Consider the following 16,678-nt stretch of genomic DNA (forward strand, 5'->3'; position numbering starts at 1 on the left):
CTAGAACGCCGTCTCCAGCGCCCCCAACGCCGCTTCCGGGTTCTGAATCCCCGCCTGCGCCATGTCGGGCCTGCCCCCGCCCTTGCCCCCGGCGGCGGCGGCGAGCCTGCCCACGAGTTGCCCCGCGTGCGCGCCCCGGCTCACCGCGTCCTTCGTCGCCTTGACGACCAGCCCCTTGTCGCTGGCGATCACGGCGAGGTCGGCACCGCTCCCGTCCAGCAGCTTGTCGGCGGCCCCGCGCAGCTCATTGCCCTCGATGCCGGAGAGCCGCAGCGCCGCGACCTTGAAGCCGCCCAGCTCGCGCACCTGGGAGGCCACGCCGCTTCCCCCGCCCATCTGCGCCTCGGCGAGTTGACGCCGGGCCTGTGCCGCTTCCTGCTGTGCAGACTTGAGCGCGGCCTGCAAGCCAGAAACGCGCCCCTCCAGCCCGTCAAGGTTGGTGTTCAGCAGCCCGGCCACCCGGCCCGCCGTGTTCAGGCGCTCGCGGACCCAGGTGCTCGCCGCCTCGCCCGCCAGCGCCTCGATGCGGCGCACGCCCGCCGCCACGTTCTCGTCGGACACCATCACGAAGGCGCCGATGTCCCCGGTGCGGGCCACGTGCGCCCCGCCGCACAGCTCCTTGCTCGTCACCGTCCGCCCCTCGAAGGGCACGCCGCCCTCGACGCTCACCACCCGCACCCGGTCGCCGTACTTCTCGCCGAAGAGGGCCGTGGCCCCCGCCGCCCGCGCCTCCTCCAGCGGCATCTCGCGCCACGTCACCGGGAAATTGGCCGTCACCCAGCGGTTGACCAGCCGCTCGACCGCCGCGATCTCGTCCGCGCTCAGCGCCGCGCCGTGGCTGAAGTCGAAGCGCAGGCGGTCCGGGGCGACGAGCGAGCCCGCCTGCCGCACGCCCGAGCCCAGCACCGCGCGCAGGGCCGCGTGCAGGAGGTGGGTGGCCGTGTGGTGCCGCTGGATCGCCTGCCGCTCGGGGGCGACGAGGGCGCGCACCGTCAGGCCGGGGGTCAGGGTCCCCTCCTCCACCAGCACGTCGTGGAGGAACACGCCGCCCGGCGTCTTGCGGGTGTCGCGCACCAGGCCGCGTCCCGCCTGACCGTTGGCCCCCTCCCACTCCAGCACGCCCGTGTCCCCGACCTCGCCGCCGCCCTCCGCGTAAAAGGGCGTGCGCGAGAGGACGACGGTCGCCTCGCTGCCCGCCGTCAGGTGGTCCAGCCGCTCGCCCGCACCGACGATGGCAAGCACCTCGCCCTGCGTGTCGAGGTCGTCGTAGCCGACAAATTGCGTTGGCGGCAGCCCCTCCAGCGCCTCCTGCCCGCCGCCGAAGAGTTCGGACTTGCCGTACTTGCTCCCGGCCCGCGCGAGTTCCTGCGCTTTCTCCAGGCTCTCGGCGTACCCGGCCTCGTCCACGCTGACGCCGTACTCCTCGGCGATCTCCTTTGTTAAATCCAATGCAACGCCGTGAGTATCAGACAGTTGAAATGCCACTTCGCCTTTCAACTTAGGTTCAAGGGAGGAGAGCGTAGATTTAATGCTTTCGCCGAATTGTGGGGTTTGCGAGATAGAAGTATCGAGACCGCTCGCCTTGAATTGCTCTTGTAAACGTCGAAGGCTCTCTGCTAAAGGGCTTTCCTGAGTTTTGCGTAAGGCTTGCGCTAAAATCTTATTGTTATCTCGGATGGTTTCAATAGAGGCGATATGAGATGCAGAAGATAATTGTTTTTGGGTCTGCTTGATACTCTCAAGAACTGGACTTGACTGGATACTTTTCAGCGTTTCGAGTAGTTGAACATTACTATCTCGAATGGCCCTCGAAAATTCTGGAGAAGACATAAGCTCTTGAATGCGACGGACGCCATCCAGTGAACCACTCATGGACTCTGCTATCGACTTTTCTACTAGAGGCATCCCGCTCTCCAGCGTTTTCAAGAACCGCTCCTCCTCCGCCCGGATGGCCGCCGTCACCCGCGCCTCCTCCGTCACCAGTTCGGGGTACGCGCCGCCCATCTTCTCGACGACGAGGGGCACGAGCTTGTAGAGCGTCGGCTCGCGCAGGCCGAGGAGGTAGGCGTGACGGCTCGCGCGGCGCAGAATCTTGCGGATCACGTACCCGCGCCCGGTGTTGCTCAGCGCCACCCCGTCCGCCACCGTCATGCTCACGCTGCGGATGTGCTCGGCGACGACGCGGTGGGAGACGCTGACCTCGCCCTCGTACGGCTTGCCGCTGAGTTCGGCCACCCGCTCGACGATGGGCCGGAACACGTCGTTGGAGTAGAAGTCGGGCACGTCCTGCACGACGCTCGCCACGCGCTCCAGCCCCATGCCGGTGTCGATGTTCTTGAAAGGCAGGTCGGCGAGGACGGGCGTGCCGTCTTCTCGCGGGTCCTGGCGGTCATACTGCGGGAAGACGAGGTTCCAGACCTCCAGAAAGCGAGCGCTCTCGCGGGTCTGGGCGTAATCAGCCCAGGTATCGTCACCGTAGGCCGGGCCCCGGTCGTAGTAAATCTCCGAACAAGGCCCGCACGGCCCGTTCGGTCCCTTGAGGGGCGCGTCGGCGGGCCAGAAGTTCTCGTCGGCGCCGAAGCGGTGGATGTGCTCGGCGGGCAGGCCGACCTCCTGGGTCCAGTACCCGAACGCCTCGTCGTCGTCCTCGTAGATGGTGACATACATCCTGGCCGGGTCCATGCCCATCCACTCGGGGCCGGTCAGGAACTCCCACGCCCAGAGGATCGCCTCGCGCTTGAAGTAGTCCCCGAAGGAGAAGTTGCCCATCATCTCGAAGAGGCTGAGGTGCCGTCGGGTGCGCCCCACGTTCTCGATGTCGCCCACCCGGATGCACTTCTGCGCGGTCGTGACCCGCTTGCTCTCGCCGTAGCCCGGGAACTTGGCGGGCGCGCCCATGAACTGTGGCTTGAAGGGCTGCATCCCCGCGACCGTGAAGAGGGTGGTGGGGTCGGGGGCGATCAGCGAGTGGCTGGGCAGACGCAGGTGCCCCTTGCTCTCGAAGAATTGCAGGTACTTCTCCCGAATTTCAAAGGTGGTGAGGGGCGCGGTCATGGCGGAGAGTATATCGGCGGGGGTGGGCGGCGAATCCGCCGTGTACACGCTTGGGCGTGCGCCGGATGGCCGATGTGCCTTCTCGTTGATCCCAGCAAAGGCACTCGCATTCCAACGAAAAGAGGCGAAGCCGCCGCCTCGCCCCTTGAAAGAAACCGAGCCTCAGACGAACTGGCCCCCGTGCCGCGCCGCTGCCGCTGCCACCGCGTCCGCCGGAACCGAGTCCTCGACGGCGACGGCGCGGCCACCGCCCGACAGGCCGCTGCTGAGGCGGTCGTGCTGATCGTCACTCACGTCGTAGGACCCGCTCGTGTCGCCGACGCCCCCGGTGCCTTCCGCCGTCGCCCCACCGGCGACCGCGCCCACCGCCGCGCCCACGCCGCTGCCGAGCGCCGTCATGCCCAGGATGACGGGCAGGGCCAGGCCGCCCGTCGCCACCGTCGCCACCGACCCGATCACCCCGGCCACCGCCCCCGCAGCGGCGCCGATGCCCGTGCCCTCGACGGCTCCCCGGCCAGCCTCGTGGGCGGTGTCCACCTCTCCCGCACCTGCCGTCCCGGTGGTCGTGGAGCCCGCCTCCATCTGCCGCGTGGCGTCGGTCATGCGGCGGTTGACGGTGACGTGGCCGACCTCGGGCTGGATCAGGCCCTGCGCGCGGAGGTCGGCGATGAAGGCGTCGGCCGCATCCTTGGTGGGAAAAAGAAGGTGCCTCATGAGCGCCAGTCTGGGGTCGGGCCCGCGCCCTGGGGTGAGAGGGCCGCCAAACCGGGTTGGGGCATGGGGGTCCTGGGGCCTCATGGGAGCGGACGGGCCGGTCACGCGACCAGACCCGCCCGCCGCCTGCCCTCACCGTCAGTCCAGGTCCACCGCCCACCACGCCTCCCTCTGCGCGGCGAGGCGGGAGCGCGGGTCGCCGATGGTGCTCAGCGCCTGGGTCAGGCCCTGCCAGTCGGGCTCGCTCATGGGGTCGATGGCGAGGGCGCGCTGGTGGAACTGCGCGGCGTCCTTGGCGCGTCCGGCGGCGGCGGCGGCCTTGGCCGCGTGGCCGAGAATGCTGAACTGTTTTTGCTCCAGCCGGGCACGTACGTCGTCCACCCAGGGGCTGTCGGCACCGGGGAGAAAATTGCCGTACATGCCGGTGAGTTCGCGCAGTTCCTCCAGCCCTAGCGCCCCCTGCTCGGCCTGGGCGGCGAGGAGTTCGTAGCGCGACACGTCGTAGGTGGGGCTGAGGTCGGCGGCGAGGGCGTAGCGGCGGTTGGTGCTCACGACCGCCTCGTTGCTCAGGCTGCGGCGCAACCTGTGCAGGGTGGTGTGGAAGAGGCTGCTCGCCCGCGCCTCGTCCTTCTCGGGCCACAGCGCCTCGGCGGCCTCCCAGGAGGTGACTTCCCTGTGCTCCAGCAGGTAAAAGAACAGTTCGAGCGCCTTGCGCGACACCCAGGACACGGCCGCACCCTGCCACACGACCTGCGCGGTGCCGAGCGCCCGGGCCTCCATCGCGCTCTCGCTTTGCAGGCTCAGGCCCGCGCGGCGGAGTCGAGCGTCCACGGCGGTCGTCAGGTCCTGCGGGGTGAAGGGCTTGGGCAGGTAGTCGTCGGCGCCGAGGTTCATGCCCCTTCTGACGTCGCCGCGCTCGGCGTGGCTGGAGAGCAGCACGAAGGGCAGGGCGCTCAGTTGGGCGTGGGTGCGGACCTGCTCCAAAAACTCCAGCCCGGTCATGTAGGGCATCACCACGTCGCTGATCACGAGTTCGGGGGTAAACACCTTCAGGAGGTCGAGGGCCTCGACGGGGTGGCGGCTGGTGCGGACTTCGTGGCCCGCACGGGTGAGAATCACGCTGATGAGCTTGAGGATGGCGGCGTCGTCATCCACCACGAGGATGCGCGGCATGACTGACAGTCTAGTCATTCCGTGAGAATTGTGGGTGGAAAACCCGTCATTTTTGAGCGGACCTTTGCCTCACCGCCCGACTCGTCTAGGCTGGGGGGATGACAGCACCGCTCGCCCACCCCCTGACGGTCATTCACACCCGGGCCCTGACGCTCGACGACACGCGGCCGCAAGCCCAGGCCGTCCTCGTCGGGGGTGGGCGGGTGCTCGCGGTCGGCACGCGGGAGGAGGTCGCGGCCCTCGCCCCGCGCGCCCAGGTGCTCGACCACCGCGACCTGACCCTGACGCCGGGGATGAGCGACGCCCACATCCACCTTGTCTCCTACGGGTTCTCGCTCTCCGAACTCGGCCTGCACGGGGCGAGAAGCGTGTCCGAGGTGCAGGCGCGGGTGCTGCAACGGGTGCTCAACACCCCTGCCGGAACCTGGATTCGCGGTGGCGGCTTCCTGCTGGCCGAGCTGGGCCTGAACGGGTACCCCACGGTCAGGGCTCTGGACGAGGTGAGCCCCCACCACCCCGTCCTGCTGTACTCGCGCGACCTGCACCTCGCCTGGGCGAACTCGCTCGCATTGCGGCTGGCGGGCATCAACGACAGCACCCCGAACCCCGAGGGCGGCGTGATCGTCCGGCCCCTGGGCACGTTGCTGGAGAGCGCGACCGAACTCGCTGCGAACGCGATGCCCGTTCCCAGCGAGGCGGAGTACCTGCGGGCGGCGAAGGCGGGGGCGGACGACCTCGCCTCGCGCGGGTACGTCAGCGCGCACACGATGGCCTTCGAGGCGCCGGACGCGCCGCGCGCGCTCCAGACGCTCGCTGCGCGGGGGGAATTGCCGCTGCGGGTGTGGGCCACCCTCCCCCACGAGCGGCTGGGACTCGCGCGGGACCTCGGCGTGGGACGGAACCCGGGCGGCCTCTTCCAGTGGGGCGGGGTCAAGTTCTTCGCGGACGGGGCGCTGGGCAGCCGCACCGCCTGGCTGCACGCCCCCGGCTTCGCGGACGGCAGCGGCACGGGCATCCCGCTCGATTCACCGGAGCTGATCCGCGAGCTGGGCGCGGAGGCGCTGCGGCTGGGCCTCGCCCCCGTCACCCACGCCATCGGCGACCGGGCGAACACGGAGGTGCTGGACGCCTATGACAGCCTGCGCGACCTCGCCGCTCAGAAGAACATCCCCCTGCGGATCGAGCACGCCCAGCACCTCCGGCCCGAGGACCTCCCCCGCTTCCGGGGCATCGCGGCGGGGGTGCAGCCCATCCACCTGCACGCGGACGGGCCCCTCATCCGCTCCCTGCTGCCGCACCTGGCGGGGACGAGCTATCCCTTCCGCAGCCTGCAAGGCGCCGGGGCCATCCTCGCCTTCGGGTCGGACGCTCCGGTCGCCCCACCCGAGTACCGCGCCAACTTCGCCGCCGCCCTCACCCGCCGCGACGACGAGGGCCATCCCCTCGCCCCGCAGGAGGCGCTGACCGAGATGGACGTGCTGTGGGCCCACACGCGCGGTCCCGCCCTCGCCGCCGGGTGGGACGACGAGGGGGTCATCCGGCCCGGGGCGCGGGCGGCCTTCACCCTCTGGGATAGGCTGGGGGGGAACGCGCGGGCGCTGGTGCTGTGAAGTACGAATTGCGTTGGCCGCCGAACGGACGTGAGGTTGATGTCTGGTTGAATGAGCTGCCCACCGAGAATCTTGCAACAGTGGACCCCAAGCCGCTGACATTTCCGGCGAATGTGATTTGGGCAGAACGAACGGCGGCGCTGAGTCAAAGGTTTCCGCTTAACGTCAACCGTTACGGCCTGCTTGGCGGCAGTTTCATTCCGCATCGGGAGAAAGCATTTCTCCTGCACCTGCCTGTACCCGTCGTTGACTCCCTTTCACCATATCAAGAGCCTTATCGTCGCCCCGGCCTACCTGAAGAATTTCAGGCTACTGTCGTGGACGGTATCACCCACGACTTAGCCACCTTGCCCTGCGGCTCGCTCTATCTGTGTGCTGCGGCTCATGACGTGGTCGGTTCAAGTCAAGTGGGATTCAAGACGCTCAGCATATCGCTTATGAATCTGCTGTCACTGCCTGCCTGGGATGAGGAGGTCGTAGCCTCGGGCCACTGGTTCGTGTCGCCACTTCGCTGAACTCAAGCACCCAGAAAAGAAGAGAGGCTGAGCCGCTTGTCACGCTCAGCCTCTCCTCCTCCAATCCCACCTCTATGCCTCCACGCCCTCCGGCAGTTCCGCGTTCGAGTACACGTTCTGCACGTCGTCGAGGTCTTCGAGGGAGTCGATCAGGGTCATCAGCTTGCGCACGTCGCCCTCGCTGACCGCGACCGTGTTGGTGGGGATCATGGTGACCACGCCGCTCTCGGCCCGGAAGCCCGCCGCCGCCAGCGCGTCCTGCACGGCGTAGAGGTCGTTCGGCGCGGTGCTGATCTCCAGCCCGTCCTCGGACTCCTGAAGGTCCTCGGCGCCGTGCTCGATGGCGGCCTCCTGGGCGGCCTCGGAGGCGTCGGGCAGGAGGATCACGCCCTTTTTCTCGAACTGCCACGCGACCGAGCCGCTGGTGCCCAGACTCCCGCCGCGCTTGTTGAAGACCGCGCGGATGTCGGCGACGGTGCGGTTCACGTTGTCGGTCAGCGTCTCGATGAAGATCGCCGTGCCGCCGGGGCCGTAGCCCTCGTAGGTGACCTCCTTGTACTCGGCGGCCCCCTCCGCCGCGCCCGCCGCACGCTTGATCGCGTTCTCGATGTTGTCGGCGGGCACGGTGTCGGCCTTCGCCGCCGCGATGGCGTTCTTGAGGCTGAGGTTTCCTGCCGGGTCGCCGCTGCCGCCGCTCCTCACCGCCGCCTGAATCGCGCGGATGTGCTTGGAGTACATCGCGCTCCGCTTCTTGTCGTTCGCGCCCTTCTTGCGCTTGATCTGCGCCCACTTGCTGTGACCGGCCATGTTCAGTCTCTCCTTACCCTAAAACCGCGCCCGCCGGGAAGCCGGGGCGCGTGACCCGGACATTCTACCGCGCCGCAGAGGCTGAACTTCGTGTATCCGGTGACGGGCGGGGCGCCGACTTCATGACGCCACGTTCTGAACGGCGCTAGGATGCACCATGAAAAGGACGTTGCTGGCGGCGGCGCTGCTCGGCCCCCTGCTGGGGTCGTGTGACCTCAATCCCCCTCCGGCGCAACCCCAAAGCGGCGAACTGGCCCTGCAACACGTCCAGTTCCTGTCCCAGGAGATCGGCAGCCGTGTGGGCGGCAGCCAGGGGGAACAGAACGCCGCCGCCTACAGCTACAGCGTCCTGCGGGAGAGCGGCTACGCGCCCCGCCTGCAAGCCTTCGAATACACGGGGGAGGGCAGCGTGACCCGCAGCCTGAACGTCGTCGGCAGCAAAGCCGGCCAGAGCGCCCGGGAGATCATCGTCATCGCGCATATGGATACCGTCAGCGTGGGCCGGGGGGCGGACGACAACGCCAGCGGCGTCGGGGTCCTGCTGGAGGCCGCGCAACGCCTGCGGCAGGTCCAGACGCCGTACACCCTGCGCTTCATCGTCGCCGGTTCCGAGGAAGACGGGCTGCGGGGCAGCCGCGACTACGCCAGCCGCATGAGCGCCGGGGAGGTGGCGAACACGGTGCTGGTGATCAATCTGGACAGCCTGCTGGCGGGAGACCAGATGTACGTCTACGGCGAGGGCGCCCAGGGCGCGGCCAGCCGCGACGACGCGCTGAGCTGGGCCGGGCAGCACGGCCTGAACGTGATCACCCAGCCGGGCGAGAACCCCGAGTACCCCGCCGGCACCACCGGGGACTGGAGTGACCACGCCCCCTTCAAGAAACTCGGCCTCTCCTACGCCTATCTGGAAGCCACCAACTGGACCCTCGGGGACAAGGACGGATATACCCAGACCGAGAAGCACGGCGAAATCTGGCACACCGAGAACGACACGCTGGCGTTTCTCAACCGCGAGTTCCCGGGCCGCGTGCAGCAGCACCTCGAAGGCTTCAGCGACCTGCTGGTCCACATGCTGAGTCAGCCTCCCGCCCCCGCCGCGACCGCCCAGCCCCTCGGCCTGCCACAGCGCGTCCGCGAGGTTCCGGCCGAACGCTGGCGCTGAGGTCCGCTGCCGCCTGCCCGCCGCTCTACCGGGCGGGTTGTTCTGGTCCTCAGCCGTCCTCGTTGTCGGGCTCGATGGCGGGGTGAGCGGGTTGAAAGCGGGCGTGATCCTCCGTGGGCGTCCGGTTCTCGCGCTCACCCTGTTCCGGCCCGGTGTCCACGCCGCTGATGACGACCTCGCCCCGGCCCCGCTCGCCCCGCGTTTCCTCGCCGTGCGTGCCGCCTGGAGTCTGGGTCATGCCCCAGGGTACGGCAAGAGACGGGGCGGGGTGTCGTGCTCCGGGGCCTCAGCGCGTCAGCGCCTCCTCCAGCGCCTCGGCGAAGGCGTCCTCGTCGTCGAGCCAGGGGGAGTGCCCGGCGTCGAGGACCGTTACGTCGGCGCCTACGAGGTCGGCGAGCCACTGGACCTGCTCGGGATAGCTCGTGCGGTCGTGGACCCCAGCGATCACGAAGACGGGGCGGCGCAGTTCTTGCAGGAAGGGCGGGTACTCGAACTCCCACAACCCCTGGTTGACGAGTGCCTCCTGCACCTCGCCGCCGCCCACGAGTTGCCCCTCGGCGTCGGCGAACTCCTGGCGCATCCGGCTGGCCGCGTCGCGGTATTGCAGCCGGTTGAGGAGGTCGCGGGCGTTGAGCAGCCCGAAGGCCGCCTCCACCCGCGCCTCGCCCACCGGGGCGTACTCGCCTTCCGGGGTGCGGGCGCGCACCTCCCCCGCCGGGTCGTCGAGGGGCACGCCGCGCAGGGCGCTCGCCTCCGCGAGCAGGGTCAGGGCCAGCTCCGGGAAGTGAAGCCAGGGGTTGACGAGGACCACGCGCGCCGTGCGGGTCGGGTGTCTCCGCGCGTACTCCAGTGCGACGAGGGCCCCGAAGCCGTGCCCCAGCGGAATGATCTGCTCGGCCCCCACGTACTCGCGCACGGCCTCCACGTCGGCCACCAACGTGTCGAGGTCGAGGGTGTCGCCGCCCTGCTCGGTGTCCGCGAGTGCGCCGCTGCGCCCCGAACCGCGCTGGTCGAGGTAGACGACGCGGCGGTGTTCGAGCCGCTCGCCGAAGAGGGTGCGGAAGGCGTAGGCGTTGTAGCCGGGGCCGCCGTGCAGGAAGACGAGGGTGGGCTCGCCGGGCGAGGGGTCTTCCGGGCCGGTCACCTCGAAGTAGAGGTCCGCGCCGTTGAGGCGCTCGAAGGTCGGCTCGTCCTGCCAGGTCATGCGGGCATTGTAGGAGCATGATGGAAGCGAAAAGGGCCGCCGTCCCGGTCGCGCCGCCCGCCCTGCATTACCCTGCCGCCATGACCGACCCCGCACCGCAGGGCATCGCCTTCACGCTCGACGGGGTGGACGACCTGACGTTTACCCGCATCCTGCGCGACGTGACGCGGGACGACGCCTTCCGCCGCCCCCTCCAGATTCAGGCCCAGGAGCCGCGCCCCGGCAGCCCCGCCCGCCTGACGCTGGTCTTCCGCCCCGCCGACCGGACGCGCGCCATCGAGGCGATGCAGCGCCTCAAGACCGTGCTGCTGCGTCACGGCGTGCAGGTGGACTCGGTGCGGGTGCCGGGCGGGGACTGAGGACTCTCAGCCTTCCGTGTCCCCGTCCCCGAGCAGGGCGGTCACCTGATCGGCATTCAGCCCCTTGCCAGAGGGAATCGGCACGCCGGAAGCCGGGCGGATGGCGAAGTCGGCGGGCGCGTCACTCTGCTCGACGGAAGGACTCTCGTCGGCCACAGCGGGGCGGACGGCCAGGGTCGGGTTGACGGGCGGCGCGTCTTGATCGTCGTCTCGGGTCATGGCCCAGCGTGCCATCCCTCTGTCAGGGGAGGTTGATCTCCGGGCGAGGCTTCGTGCTGAACTGGGGGGGATGCGCCGTCTCCTGCCCCTCCTCCTCGTTCCCCTGCTCGTCGGCGCCGCACCCGCCCCGGCTTCTCCCCTGCGCGTCGTGATCCTCAGCGACTTCAACGGGGCCTACGGCAGCACGGCGTATCCGGCGGCCCTGACCCGCAGCGTGGGCCGCATCGTGCGCGAGTGGAAACCGGACCTCGTGCTCTCGGCGGGGGACCTGATCGCCGGGCAGAAGGCGGCTCTTACCGACGCGCGGGTGCGGGCGATGTGGGCGGCCTTTGACCGGGACGTGCGTGCACCGCTCGACAAGGCGGGCATCCCCTTCGCCTTCACCCTCGGAAACCACGACGCGAGCCTGCGTCGGGACCGGAGGCTGGCCGCCGAATACTGGCGGGGGCACGCGCCGGAGTTGAACTACGTGGAGCGGGCCAATTTCCCCTTCCGGTACACCTTCACCTTCGGAGGCAGGCTGTTCGTGGCCGTCCTCGACGCCAGCGGGCCGAATGTGGGGGCGGATCAGCGGGCGTGGCTGGCCCGGCAACTCGCCACCCCGGAGGCGCGGGAGGCAGGCATCCGGCTCGTGGTGGGCCACCTTCCCCTCGCGGGCGTGAGCGGGGGGAAGAACAAGCCCGGCGAGATCATCCGCGATCCCCTCCCGTTGCGGAAAATCATGGAAGAGGGCCGGGTCCTAGCCTACGTCAGCGGGCACCACGCGGCCTTCTACCCGGGACGGCTGGGCGGGCTGAACGTCCTCGCCAGCGGGGGCATCGGCGGGCGGGACTACGTGGGGCACCCGAGGACGGCGCGCAGCACGGTCACGCTGCTTAGCCTCGACACCGCCGGGGGCACCGCGACCTTCAAGACCTTCGACGCGGACACGGGGGCGGAGGTCAAGATGGCCTCGCTTCCTGCGCGGTTAAACGGGCTGGGCGGTTCGCTTGTCCGGGTAGACGAACTGAAATAAGAGGGCCGGGAACGCCACCCACCCGCGTCCCCGGCCCCCTTCCCCGGCTTACGCCTCGCTGTACGTCTTCTCGATGGGCATCCCGACCGCATTGCCCCACTCGGTCCAGCTTCCATCGTAGTTGCGGACTTTGGGATAGCCGAGCAGCTCGCGCAGGACGAACCACGAGTGGCTGCTCCGCTCGGCGATGCGGCAGTAGGCGATCACGTCCTTGTCGGGGGTGACGCCCTCGCCCTCGTAGAGCGCCTTCAGCTCATCCGCCGTCTTGAAGGTGCCGTCCTCGTTGGTGGCGCGGGCCCAGGGGATGTTCGCCGCGCCGGGGATGTGTCCGCCGCGCAGCACGCCTTCCTGCGGGTAGTTGGGCATGTGCGTGACCTTGCCCGAGAACTCGTCGGGGCTGCGCACGTCCACCATCGCGCCCTGCCCGCCCCGGACGGTCTCGATGTGCGCCTTCACCTCGTCGCGGTAGGCGCGCAAGCTCTCGTCGCGGTGCAGGGCGGGGTACTGGGTCGCCTCGTAGCTCGGCGCGTCGGTCGTCAGCTCGCGGCCCTCGGCGACCCACTTCTGGCGCCCGCCGTTCATCAGCTTCAGGTTCTGAACCCCGTTGTAGCTCAGGAACCAGTAGGCGTAGGCGGCCCACCAGTTGCTCTTGTCGCCGTACAGGATGATCTGGTCGCCTTCCTTGAGGCCCAGGCGACCGAGGAGGGCCGACAACTCCTCCGGCCCGATGAATTCGCGCATCACGGGGTCCCAGAAGTCCTGCTGCCAGTCCACCTTCACGGCGCCGGGGATGTGGCCGGTGTCGTAAAGCAGGATGTCCTCGTCCACCTCGATCAGACGGAGGCCTTCCTGGTTCAGGTTCTGGGCAACCCAGTCGGTGCTCACGAGCACGTCTTTCACGTAGTCCATTGCGCTCTTCCTCCTTTGACCTCGGGAATTCTAACGGTCGAGTCGTTGACCTTTTCGGTCAACTGGACAGGGCTCACCATACCGTCTGCGGGGGCGGGGGTACAGTTGGCGGTATGACCCAGCCCGCTCCCCTCCCCGAACGGCTCCAGAACATCGTCTTGCTGTTCAAGTCGGCGCCCAAGCCGCTGCGGCTCCAGGCCCTCCTCGAATACAGCCGCAAGCTCCCCCCTCTTCCCGAGAAGTACGTCGAGCACCCTGAATTCCTGCAAGCGGTCCCCGAGTGCGCCAGCCCCTTTTTCCTGGTGACGGAGCAGACCGAGCAGGGCGGCGTAAACATGTACTTCAAGGTTCCCGAGGAGGCCCCCACCGTGCGCGGCTACGCGGGCATCCTGCACGAGGCGCTGCAAGGCGAGTCGCCCGAGACGATCCTGAACATTCCCGATCAGTTCTACATGGACATGGGCCTGTCCGAACTCATCACGCCGATGAGGTTACGCGGCATGGGCGCCATCCTGATGCGCCTGAAAAACGACGTGCGGGAACACGCGGCGCAGGGTTGAGGGAAGAAAAGGCAGGAGGCCGGGGCGGTTGGGATGCCTCGGCCTCTTTCTTCGTGTGGAGAAGGGGCGGTCTTTCTCCCTCTCCCCTTGCGGGAGAGGGCCGGGGTGAGGGGGCGTGTGACCAGCTTCAAGTGATCAAGAAGCCTTGCCCCTCTTGTGGCCGCGCCGCAGGTCGTTTGCGTTTTCCCCCTCTGCTGCGCAGCTCTGCGAGTCCCAGCCTCCCCCACGAGGAGGGAGGAGCTAAGCCACCCCCGCCCCATGCGCCGCCACCAGCGCCGCCAGTGCCCGCCCCCGGTGGCTGATCGCCTGCTTCTCCTCCAAGGTCATCTCGGCGAGGGTGCGGGTCTCGCCGTCGGGGACGAAGAGGGGGTCGTAACCGAAGCCGCTCTCGCCACGCGGGCCTTCGAGGAGGGTGCCGGTCAGCTCGCCCCGGTACGTCTCCACGTTGCCGTCGGGATGGGCGAGGATGACCACCGAGACGAACTTCGCGCGGCGGTCTTTCACCCCGCGCAGCTTTTCGAGCAGGTAGAGGCTGCGCTCGTTGTCGTTCGCCCGGTTGCCGAAGCGGGCGCTGTAGACACCGGGCTGGCCGTTCAGGGCGGCGACCTCCAGCCCCGAATCGTCGGCGAGGGCGGGCACACCGCGCATCAGGGCCGCCGCGCACGCTTTCAGGGCCGCGTTCTCCTCGTAGGTCGTGCCCGTCTCCTCGGGGAGGGGGAAGCCGTTCAAACCCTCCAACTGCCAGCCCAACCCGCCCAGCGCCCCCGCGATCTCGCGCACCTTCCCGGCGTTCCCGGTCGCCACCACCACCCGCATTCCATCGCTCGTCACACCCACGAGTCTAGGCCCTGGTCAGTCACGCTTCCCTTTCAGCCAGCAGGGTCACCCGTCAGGGGGAGATTGGCCCGCACCCGCCACCTTTCTTCGCCCTCCCGCTTCCCGAAGAGGGTGACGGAGCGGTAGGTCTGGGCGTGGTGGGGGACCGTCAACGCCTCCAGCCGCTCACGCAATCCCGCCGGGTCCCCGCCCCCGTAGGGCTGCACCAGCGTGAAGTGCGGCTGCCACGAGTCCAGGCCGCGCGGTGTGTGGAGCAGGGCCATTCGCGCCCGCTCGAAGGGGGGCGACCCCTCCCCCACTTTCCCGTCGAAGGGCGAGGCGGTCACGAAACGGGCCAGCCGCGCGAGGAGCAGCGTGTGGAGCACGAGCAGGGGCGTGCCCGCGTCGAAGCGGTGGACCCAGGTCGTCCCGTCGTCCCAGACCTCGACCCGGCCCCCGGTGAGGGTGAGGGCGGTGCCGGGTGAGAGGCAGGCGACGCACGTGCGCACCTCCGCCTCGATCTCGGGCCACCGCGCCGGGTCGGTGTAGAAGCCCTCCACGACGGTCAGGTGCAGGCCGTACGGCCCCGCGTCCGCCTGATCCTCCGGGCGCAGGAAGTCCGGGAGCGGTACCTGTCTCCCCGCCCGCACGTCGAAGCCGAGGAGGTCGCTGCCCAGCCGGTAATACGGGTCGTCCTCCGGGGGGCAGAGGTAGACGGCGAAGCGGGTGCCGGAACGGGGGTCAGTCATGTCGGGGCCTGTGTTAGCGTGGGTGACTCATGGGGATCGCCCTTCCATTGGTCACCCTGCTGATGCTCTTGATCTTAGGGGCTGCCCTATGGGCGTCTTCGGGACGACAAAAGAGCCAACGCGAGCGGATCATCGGTCAGGCTATGGTGGCTGTAGGCATTCTGGGTCTGCTTATTGTCATGGGGCTGATCCACTTCCTGGCTCGAATCTTATGAATCTGGCTCCTGCTTTCAGAACACCCGCCAGCGGTAGAAGAGGAAGGCCAGCGTCGCCGCCAGCATCGAGGCGATGCCCAGCACGATCCACAGCGCCTCGGGGCTTTCAGAAAAGGGCAGCGGGATGTTCATGCCGAAGATGCTGGTGACGAGCGTGGGGATCGCCACCAGGATCGTCGTCACGGTCAGCACCTTCACGACCTGATTGACGTTGTTGCTGATGACGGAGGCGAAGGCACCCGCCATGCTCGTGAGGATGTTGCTGGCAATGGACGCCATCTCGATGGCCTGGAGGTTCTCGATCAGCACGTCGTCGAGGAGGTCGGAATCCTCCTCGTACATCTCGAAGATGCGGTCGCGCTTGACCCGCTCCATCATCGCCTCGTTGGCCTTGAGGCCGGTGATGAAGTACACCAGGCTCTTTTCGAGCTTCAGGAGGTCCATCAGCTCCTTGTTGCGGGTGGCCGTCTCCATCCGGTCCTCGATGGTGTCCACCCGCTTGTTGATCTGCCGCACGTCGATCAGGAAGCGCTGGGCGTTGCGCAAGAAGAGTTGCAGGGTCAGCCGGTTTTTCTTGGCGGTGCTCACCCGGCGCACCAGGCCGCCCACCACATCCTTGACGACCGGGTTTTCCAGCGCGCAGACGGTCACGAGGCAGTGGTCGGTGTGCAGGATGCCCAGCGGCACGGTGTCGTAGGGGATGTCGCTGTCTTCCCCGAGGCGGTAGCTCGTCTGCATGATGATCAGGAGTTGAGCGTCCTCGCGCTCGAAGCGGCTGCGCTCGTCGGGGTCGAGGGGATAGCTGAGGTAGTCGAGGGGCAGGCCCGTCTCGCGGCTCACGCGGGCGAGTTCCTCGGCGGTGGGGGCGGTGGCGTTGATCCAGCAGCCGTCGATGTACCCGTCGATGGTCTGGAGCTTGCCGCCGACGCTGCGGTAGTAGGTCAGCACGGGCGCCCCCCGGGAAAGTCAGTGTGAGGCATGGCGCGTCCTCCGGTGGAGACGGGATGGCGTGGGGGGCGGACTGGGCGGCTCGTGCTCGGCCTCATGAACGGTGGTCACGTCATCACCTCCTCTTCCTGGGAAAGGCGCGCGCTTGCGCGGGAGCCATCCTAGCGGGGCGGGGTCGGGCGGAGCAAGCGAGGACTTCACCCGGTTGGGGGCGCCGCTTTTCCGGGCCGCAAGAGTCGCCAGTTGGTCGCCAGGCGCCGGCACCCAGCCGCCGGGACCAGGCGGGAGCCCAACGAAAAAACCCCGGCGCGGGGCCGGGGCGGTGGGGGCGCCGGGATTTACAGGCCGAAGAAGGCGCGGTTCTTGACGATGAACTCGGTCTCGCCCGCGGGCACGTCCTCCTCGGGGAAGATGGCGCTGACGGGGCAGGCGGGGACGCACGCACCGCAGTCGATGCACTCGTCGGGGTGGATGAGGTACTGGTCGCCGCCGTCGTAGATGCATTCGACCGGGCACACCTCGGTGCAGGCCTGGTCCTTGACGCCGATGCAGGAGCTGACAATCACGTGAGGCATGGCGGACAGTATGCACAACCCCCCCCGGCCTGACAAGGACACCCACCCACCGGGCTAGTCAGGGTTTTTGTGCG

General features: G+C 68.6%; 18 protein-coding genes. 6 read left to right on the top strand and 12 right to left on the bottom strand.

Translation table 11 applies throughout. The features are described 5' to 3' along the window. From alaS to IC605_RS20290, 3 genes are all read right to left on the bottom strand, one after another. Window positions 1-3,054 (bottom strand): alanine--tRNA ligase, encoded by a 3,054-nt coding sequence (alaS, locus tag IC605_RS20280; protein ID WP_216328374.1) that lies wholly within the window; start codon window positions 3,052-3,054, stop codon window positions 1-3. A 162-nt stretch (window positions 3,055-3,216) separates the two neighbouring features. Continuing rightward, entirely contained in the window at window positions 3,217-3,768 is a 552-nt protein-coding gene (locus tag IC605_RS20285) for a hypothetical protein (RefSeq protein WP_216328376.1), read from the bottom strand. 138 nt (window positions 3,769-3,906) lie between these two features. Further along, complete coding sequence (locus IC605_RS20290) at window positions 3,907-4,941, bottom strand: AfsR/SARP family transcriptional regulator (RefSeq protein ID WP_216328378.1); 1,035 nt, start codon at window positions 4,939-4,941, stop codon at window positions 3,907-3,909. 98 nt (window positions 4,942-5,039) lie between these two features. Between IC605_RS20290 and IC605_RS20295 the strand changes: the two genes are divergently transcribed. Then, window positions 5,040-6,551 (top strand): amidohydrolase, encoded by a 1,512-nt coding sequence (locus tag IC605_RS20295; RefSeq protein ID WP_216328380.1) that lies wholly within the window; start codon window positions 5,040-5,042, stop codon window positions 6,549-6,551. Then, window positions 6,548-7,066, top strand: coding sequence for a hypothetical protein (locus IC605_RS20300; protein ID WP_216328383.1), 519 nt, complete (start codon window positions 6,548-6,550; stop codon window positions 7,064-7,066). Before IC605_RS20295 ends, IC605_RS20300 begins: the two co-directional genes overlap by 4 nt. Window positions 7,067-7,138: 72 nt before the next feature. On the opposite strand, the gene IC605_RS20305 is transcribed toward IC605_RS20300, so the two are convergent. Beyond that, window positions 7,139-7,873, bottom strand: a complete 735-nt coding sequence (locus IC605_RS20305; RefSeq protein ID WP_216328384.1) for a YebC/PmpR family DNA-binding transcriptional regulator — start codon at window positions 7,871-7,873, stop codon at window positions 7,139-7,141. 157 nt (window positions 7,874-8,030) lie between these two features. On the opposite strand from IC605_RS20305, the gene IC605_RS20310 reads away from it, so the two are divergent. Continuing rightward, a complete protein-coding gene (locus IC605_RS20310; RefSeq protein WP_216328386.1) occupies window positions 8,031-9,035 on the top strand; it encodes a M20/M25/M40 family metallo-hydrolase in 1,005 nt (334 codons plus the stop codon). A gap of 49 nt (window positions 9,036-9,084) precedes the next feature. On the opposite strand, the gene IC605_RS20315 is transcribed toward IC605_RS20310, so the two are convergent. Both IC605_RS20315 and IC605_RS20320 read right to left on the bottom strand, forming a co-directional pair. After that, a complete protein-coding gene (locus tag IC605_RS20315) occupies window positions 9,085-9,273 on the bottom strand; it encodes a hypothetical protein (protein WP_216328388.1) in 189 nt (62 codons plus the stop codon). A gap of 48 nt (window positions 9,274-9,321) precedes the next feature. Continuing rightward, the gene (locus tag IC605_RS20320) at window positions 9,322-10,239 is read right to left on the bottom strand and encodes an alpha/beta fold hydrolase (protein ID WP_216328390.1); all 918 of its coding nucleotides are present in this window, start codon (window positions 10,237-10,239) and stop codon (window positions 9,322-9,324) included. A gap of 80 nt (window positions 10,240-10,319) precedes the next feature. Here IC605_RS20320 and IC605_RS20325 point away from each other — a divergent pair, with 80 nt between their 5' ends. Further along, on the top strand, window positions 10,320-10,598 hold the full coding sequence (locus tag IC605_RS20325) for a hypothetical protein (protein ID WP_216328392.1): 279 nt from the start codon (window positions 10,320-10,322) through the stop codon (window positions 10,596-10,598). A 6-nt stretch (window positions 10,599-10,604) separates the two neighbouring features. Here IC605_RS20325 and IC605_RS20330 read toward each other — a convergent pair whose 3' ends face one another. Further along, window positions 10,605-10,817: a hypothetical protein gene (locus IC605_RS20330; RefSeq protein ID WP_216328394.1), complete on the bottom strand. Its 213-nt coding sequence runs from the start codon at window positions 10,815-10,817 to the stop codon at window positions 10,605-10,607. A gap of 70 nt (window positions 10,818-10,887) precedes the next feature. Between IC605_RS20330 and IC605_RS20335 the strand changes: the two genes are divergently transcribed. Continuing rightward, a complete protein-coding gene (locus IC605_RS20335; RefSeq protein ID WP_216328396.1) occupies window positions 10,888-11,832 on the top strand; it encodes a metallophosphoesterase family protein in 945 nt (314 codons plus the stop codon). A 48-nt stretch (window positions 11,833-11,880) separates the two neighbouring features. Here the strand turns inward: IC605_RS20335 and IC605_RS20340 are convergent, their stop codons facing one another. Beyond that, a complete protein-coding gene (locus IC605_RS20340; protein ID WP_216328398.1) occupies window positions 11,881-12,741 on the bottom strand; it encodes a sulfurtransferase in 861 nt (286 codons plus the stop codon). Between the two features lie 113 nt (window positions 12,742-12,854). Here IC605_RS20340 and IC605_RS20345 point away from each other — a divergent pair, with 113 nt between their 5' ends. Further along, window positions 12,855-13,301 (top strand): SufE family protein, encoded by a 447-nt coding sequence (locus tag IC605_RS20345; protein WP_216328400.1) that lies wholly within the window; start codon window positions 12,855-12,857, stop codon window positions 13,299-13,301. 240 nt (window positions 13,302-13,541) lie between these two features. Here IC605_RS20345 and rdgB read toward each other — a convergent pair whose 3' ends face one another. The 4 genes from rdgB to IC605_RS20365 form a co-directional block, all read right to left on the bottom strand. Beyond that, window positions 13,542-14,117, bottom strand: coding sequence for an RdgB/HAM1 family non-canonical purine NTP pyrophosphatase (rdgB, locus tag IC605_RS20350; protein WP_216328449.1), 576 nt, complete (start codon window positions 14,115-14,117; stop codon window positions 13,542-13,544). 53 nt (window positions 14,118-14,170) lie between these two features. Then, the gene (locus tag IC605_RS20355; protein ID WP_216328403.1) at window positions 14,171-14,866 is read right to left on the bottom strand and encodes a hypothetical protein; all 696 of its coding nucleotides are present in this window, start codon (window positions 14,864-14,866) and stop codon (window positions 14,171-14,173) included. Window positions 14,867-15,096: 230 nt separating this feature from the next. Further along, window positions 15,097-16,029: a magnesium transporter CorA family protein gene (locus tag IC605_RS20360; RefSeq protein WP_216328405.1), complete on the bottom strand. Its 933-nt coding sequence runs from the start codon at window positions 16,027-16,029 to the stop codon at window positions 15,097-15,099. 338 nt (window positions 16,030-16,367) lie between these two features. Continuing rightward, the gene (locus IC605_RS20365) at window positions 16,368-16,604 is read right to left on the bottom strand and encodes a ferredoxin (RefSeq protein WP_216328407.1); all 237 of its coding nucleotides are present in this window, start codon (window positions 16,602-16,604) and stop codon (window positions 16,368-16,370) included. Between the last annotated feature and the right edge of the window lie 74 nt (window positions 16,605-16,678).

The sequence above is a fragment of the Deinococcus aestuarii genome (genome assembly GCF_018863415.1).
GTDB lineage: Bacteria > Deinococcota > Deinococci > Deinococcales > Deinococcaceae > Deinococcus > Deinococcus aestuarii.

Excerpts from the sequence above, each read along its gene's own strand:
- alaS (WP_216328374.1), bottom strand. The coding sequence starts at position 3,054 with ATGACCGCGCCCCTCACCACCTTTGAAATTCGGGAGAAGTACCTGCAA.
- IC605_RS20285 (WP_216328376.1), bottom strand. The coding sequence starts at position 3,768 with ATGAGGCACCTTCTTTTTCCCACCAAGGATGCGGCCGACGCCTTCATC.
- IC605_RS20290 (WP_216328378.1), bottom strand. The coding sequence starts at position 4,941 with ATGCCGCGCATCCTCGTGGTGGATGACGACGCCGCCATCCTCAAGCTC.
- IC605_RS20295 (WP_216328380.1), top strand. The coding sequence starts at position 5,040 with ATGACAGCACCGCTCGCCCACCCCCTGACGGTCATTCACACCCGGGCC.
- IC605_RS20305 (WP_216328384.1), bottom strand. The coding sequence starts at position 7,873 with ATGGCCGGTCACAGCAAGTGGGCGCAGATCAAGCGCAAGAAGGGCGCG.
- IC605_RS20310 (WP_216328386.1), top strand. The coding sequence starts at position 8,031 with ATGAAAAGGACGTTGCTGGCGGCGGCGCTGCTCGGCCCCCTGCTGGGG.
- IC605_RS20315 (WP_216328388.1), bottom strand. The coding sequence starts at position 9,273 with ATGACCCAGACTCCAGGCGGCACGCACGGCGAGGAAACGCGGGGCGAG.
- IC605_RS20320 (WP_216328390.1), bottom strand. The coding sequence starts at position 10,239 with ATGACCTGGCAGGACGAGCCGACCTTCGAGCGCCTCAACGGCGCGGAC.
- IC605_RS20325 (WP_216328392.1), top strand. The coding sequence starts at position 10,320 with ATGACCGACCCCGCACCGCAGGGCATCGCCTTCACGCTCGACGGGGTG.
- IC605_RS20330 (WP_216328394.1), bottom strand. The coding sequence starts at position 10,817 with ATGACCCGAGACGACGATCAAGACGCGCCGCCCGTCAACCCGACCCTG.
- IC605_RS20335 (WP_216328396.1), top strand. The coding sequence starts at position 10,888 with ATGCGCCGTCTCCTGCCCCTCCTCCTCGTTCCCCTGCTCGTCGGCGCC.
- IC605_RS20340 (WP_216328398.1), bottom strand. The coding sequence starts at position 12,741 with ATGGACTACGTGAAAGACGTGCTCGTGAGCACCGACTGGGTTGCCCAG.
- IC605_RS20345 (WP_216328400.1), top strand. The coding sequence starts at position 12,855 with ATGACCCAGCCCGCTCCCCTCCCCGAACGGCTCCAGAACATCGTCTTG.
- rdgB (WP_216328449.1), bottom strand. The coding sequence starts at position 14,117 with ATGCGGGTGGTGGTGGCGACCGGGAACGCCGGGAAGGTGCGCGAGATC.
- IC605_RS20355 (WP_216328403.1), bottom strand. The coding sequence starts at position 14,866 with ATGACTGACCCCCGTTCCGGCACCCGCTTCGCCGTCTACCTCTGCCCC.
- IC605_RS20365 (WP_216328407.1), bottom strand. The coding sequence starts at position 16,604 with ATGCCTCACGTGATTGTCAGCTCCTGCATCGGCGTCAAGGACCAGGCC.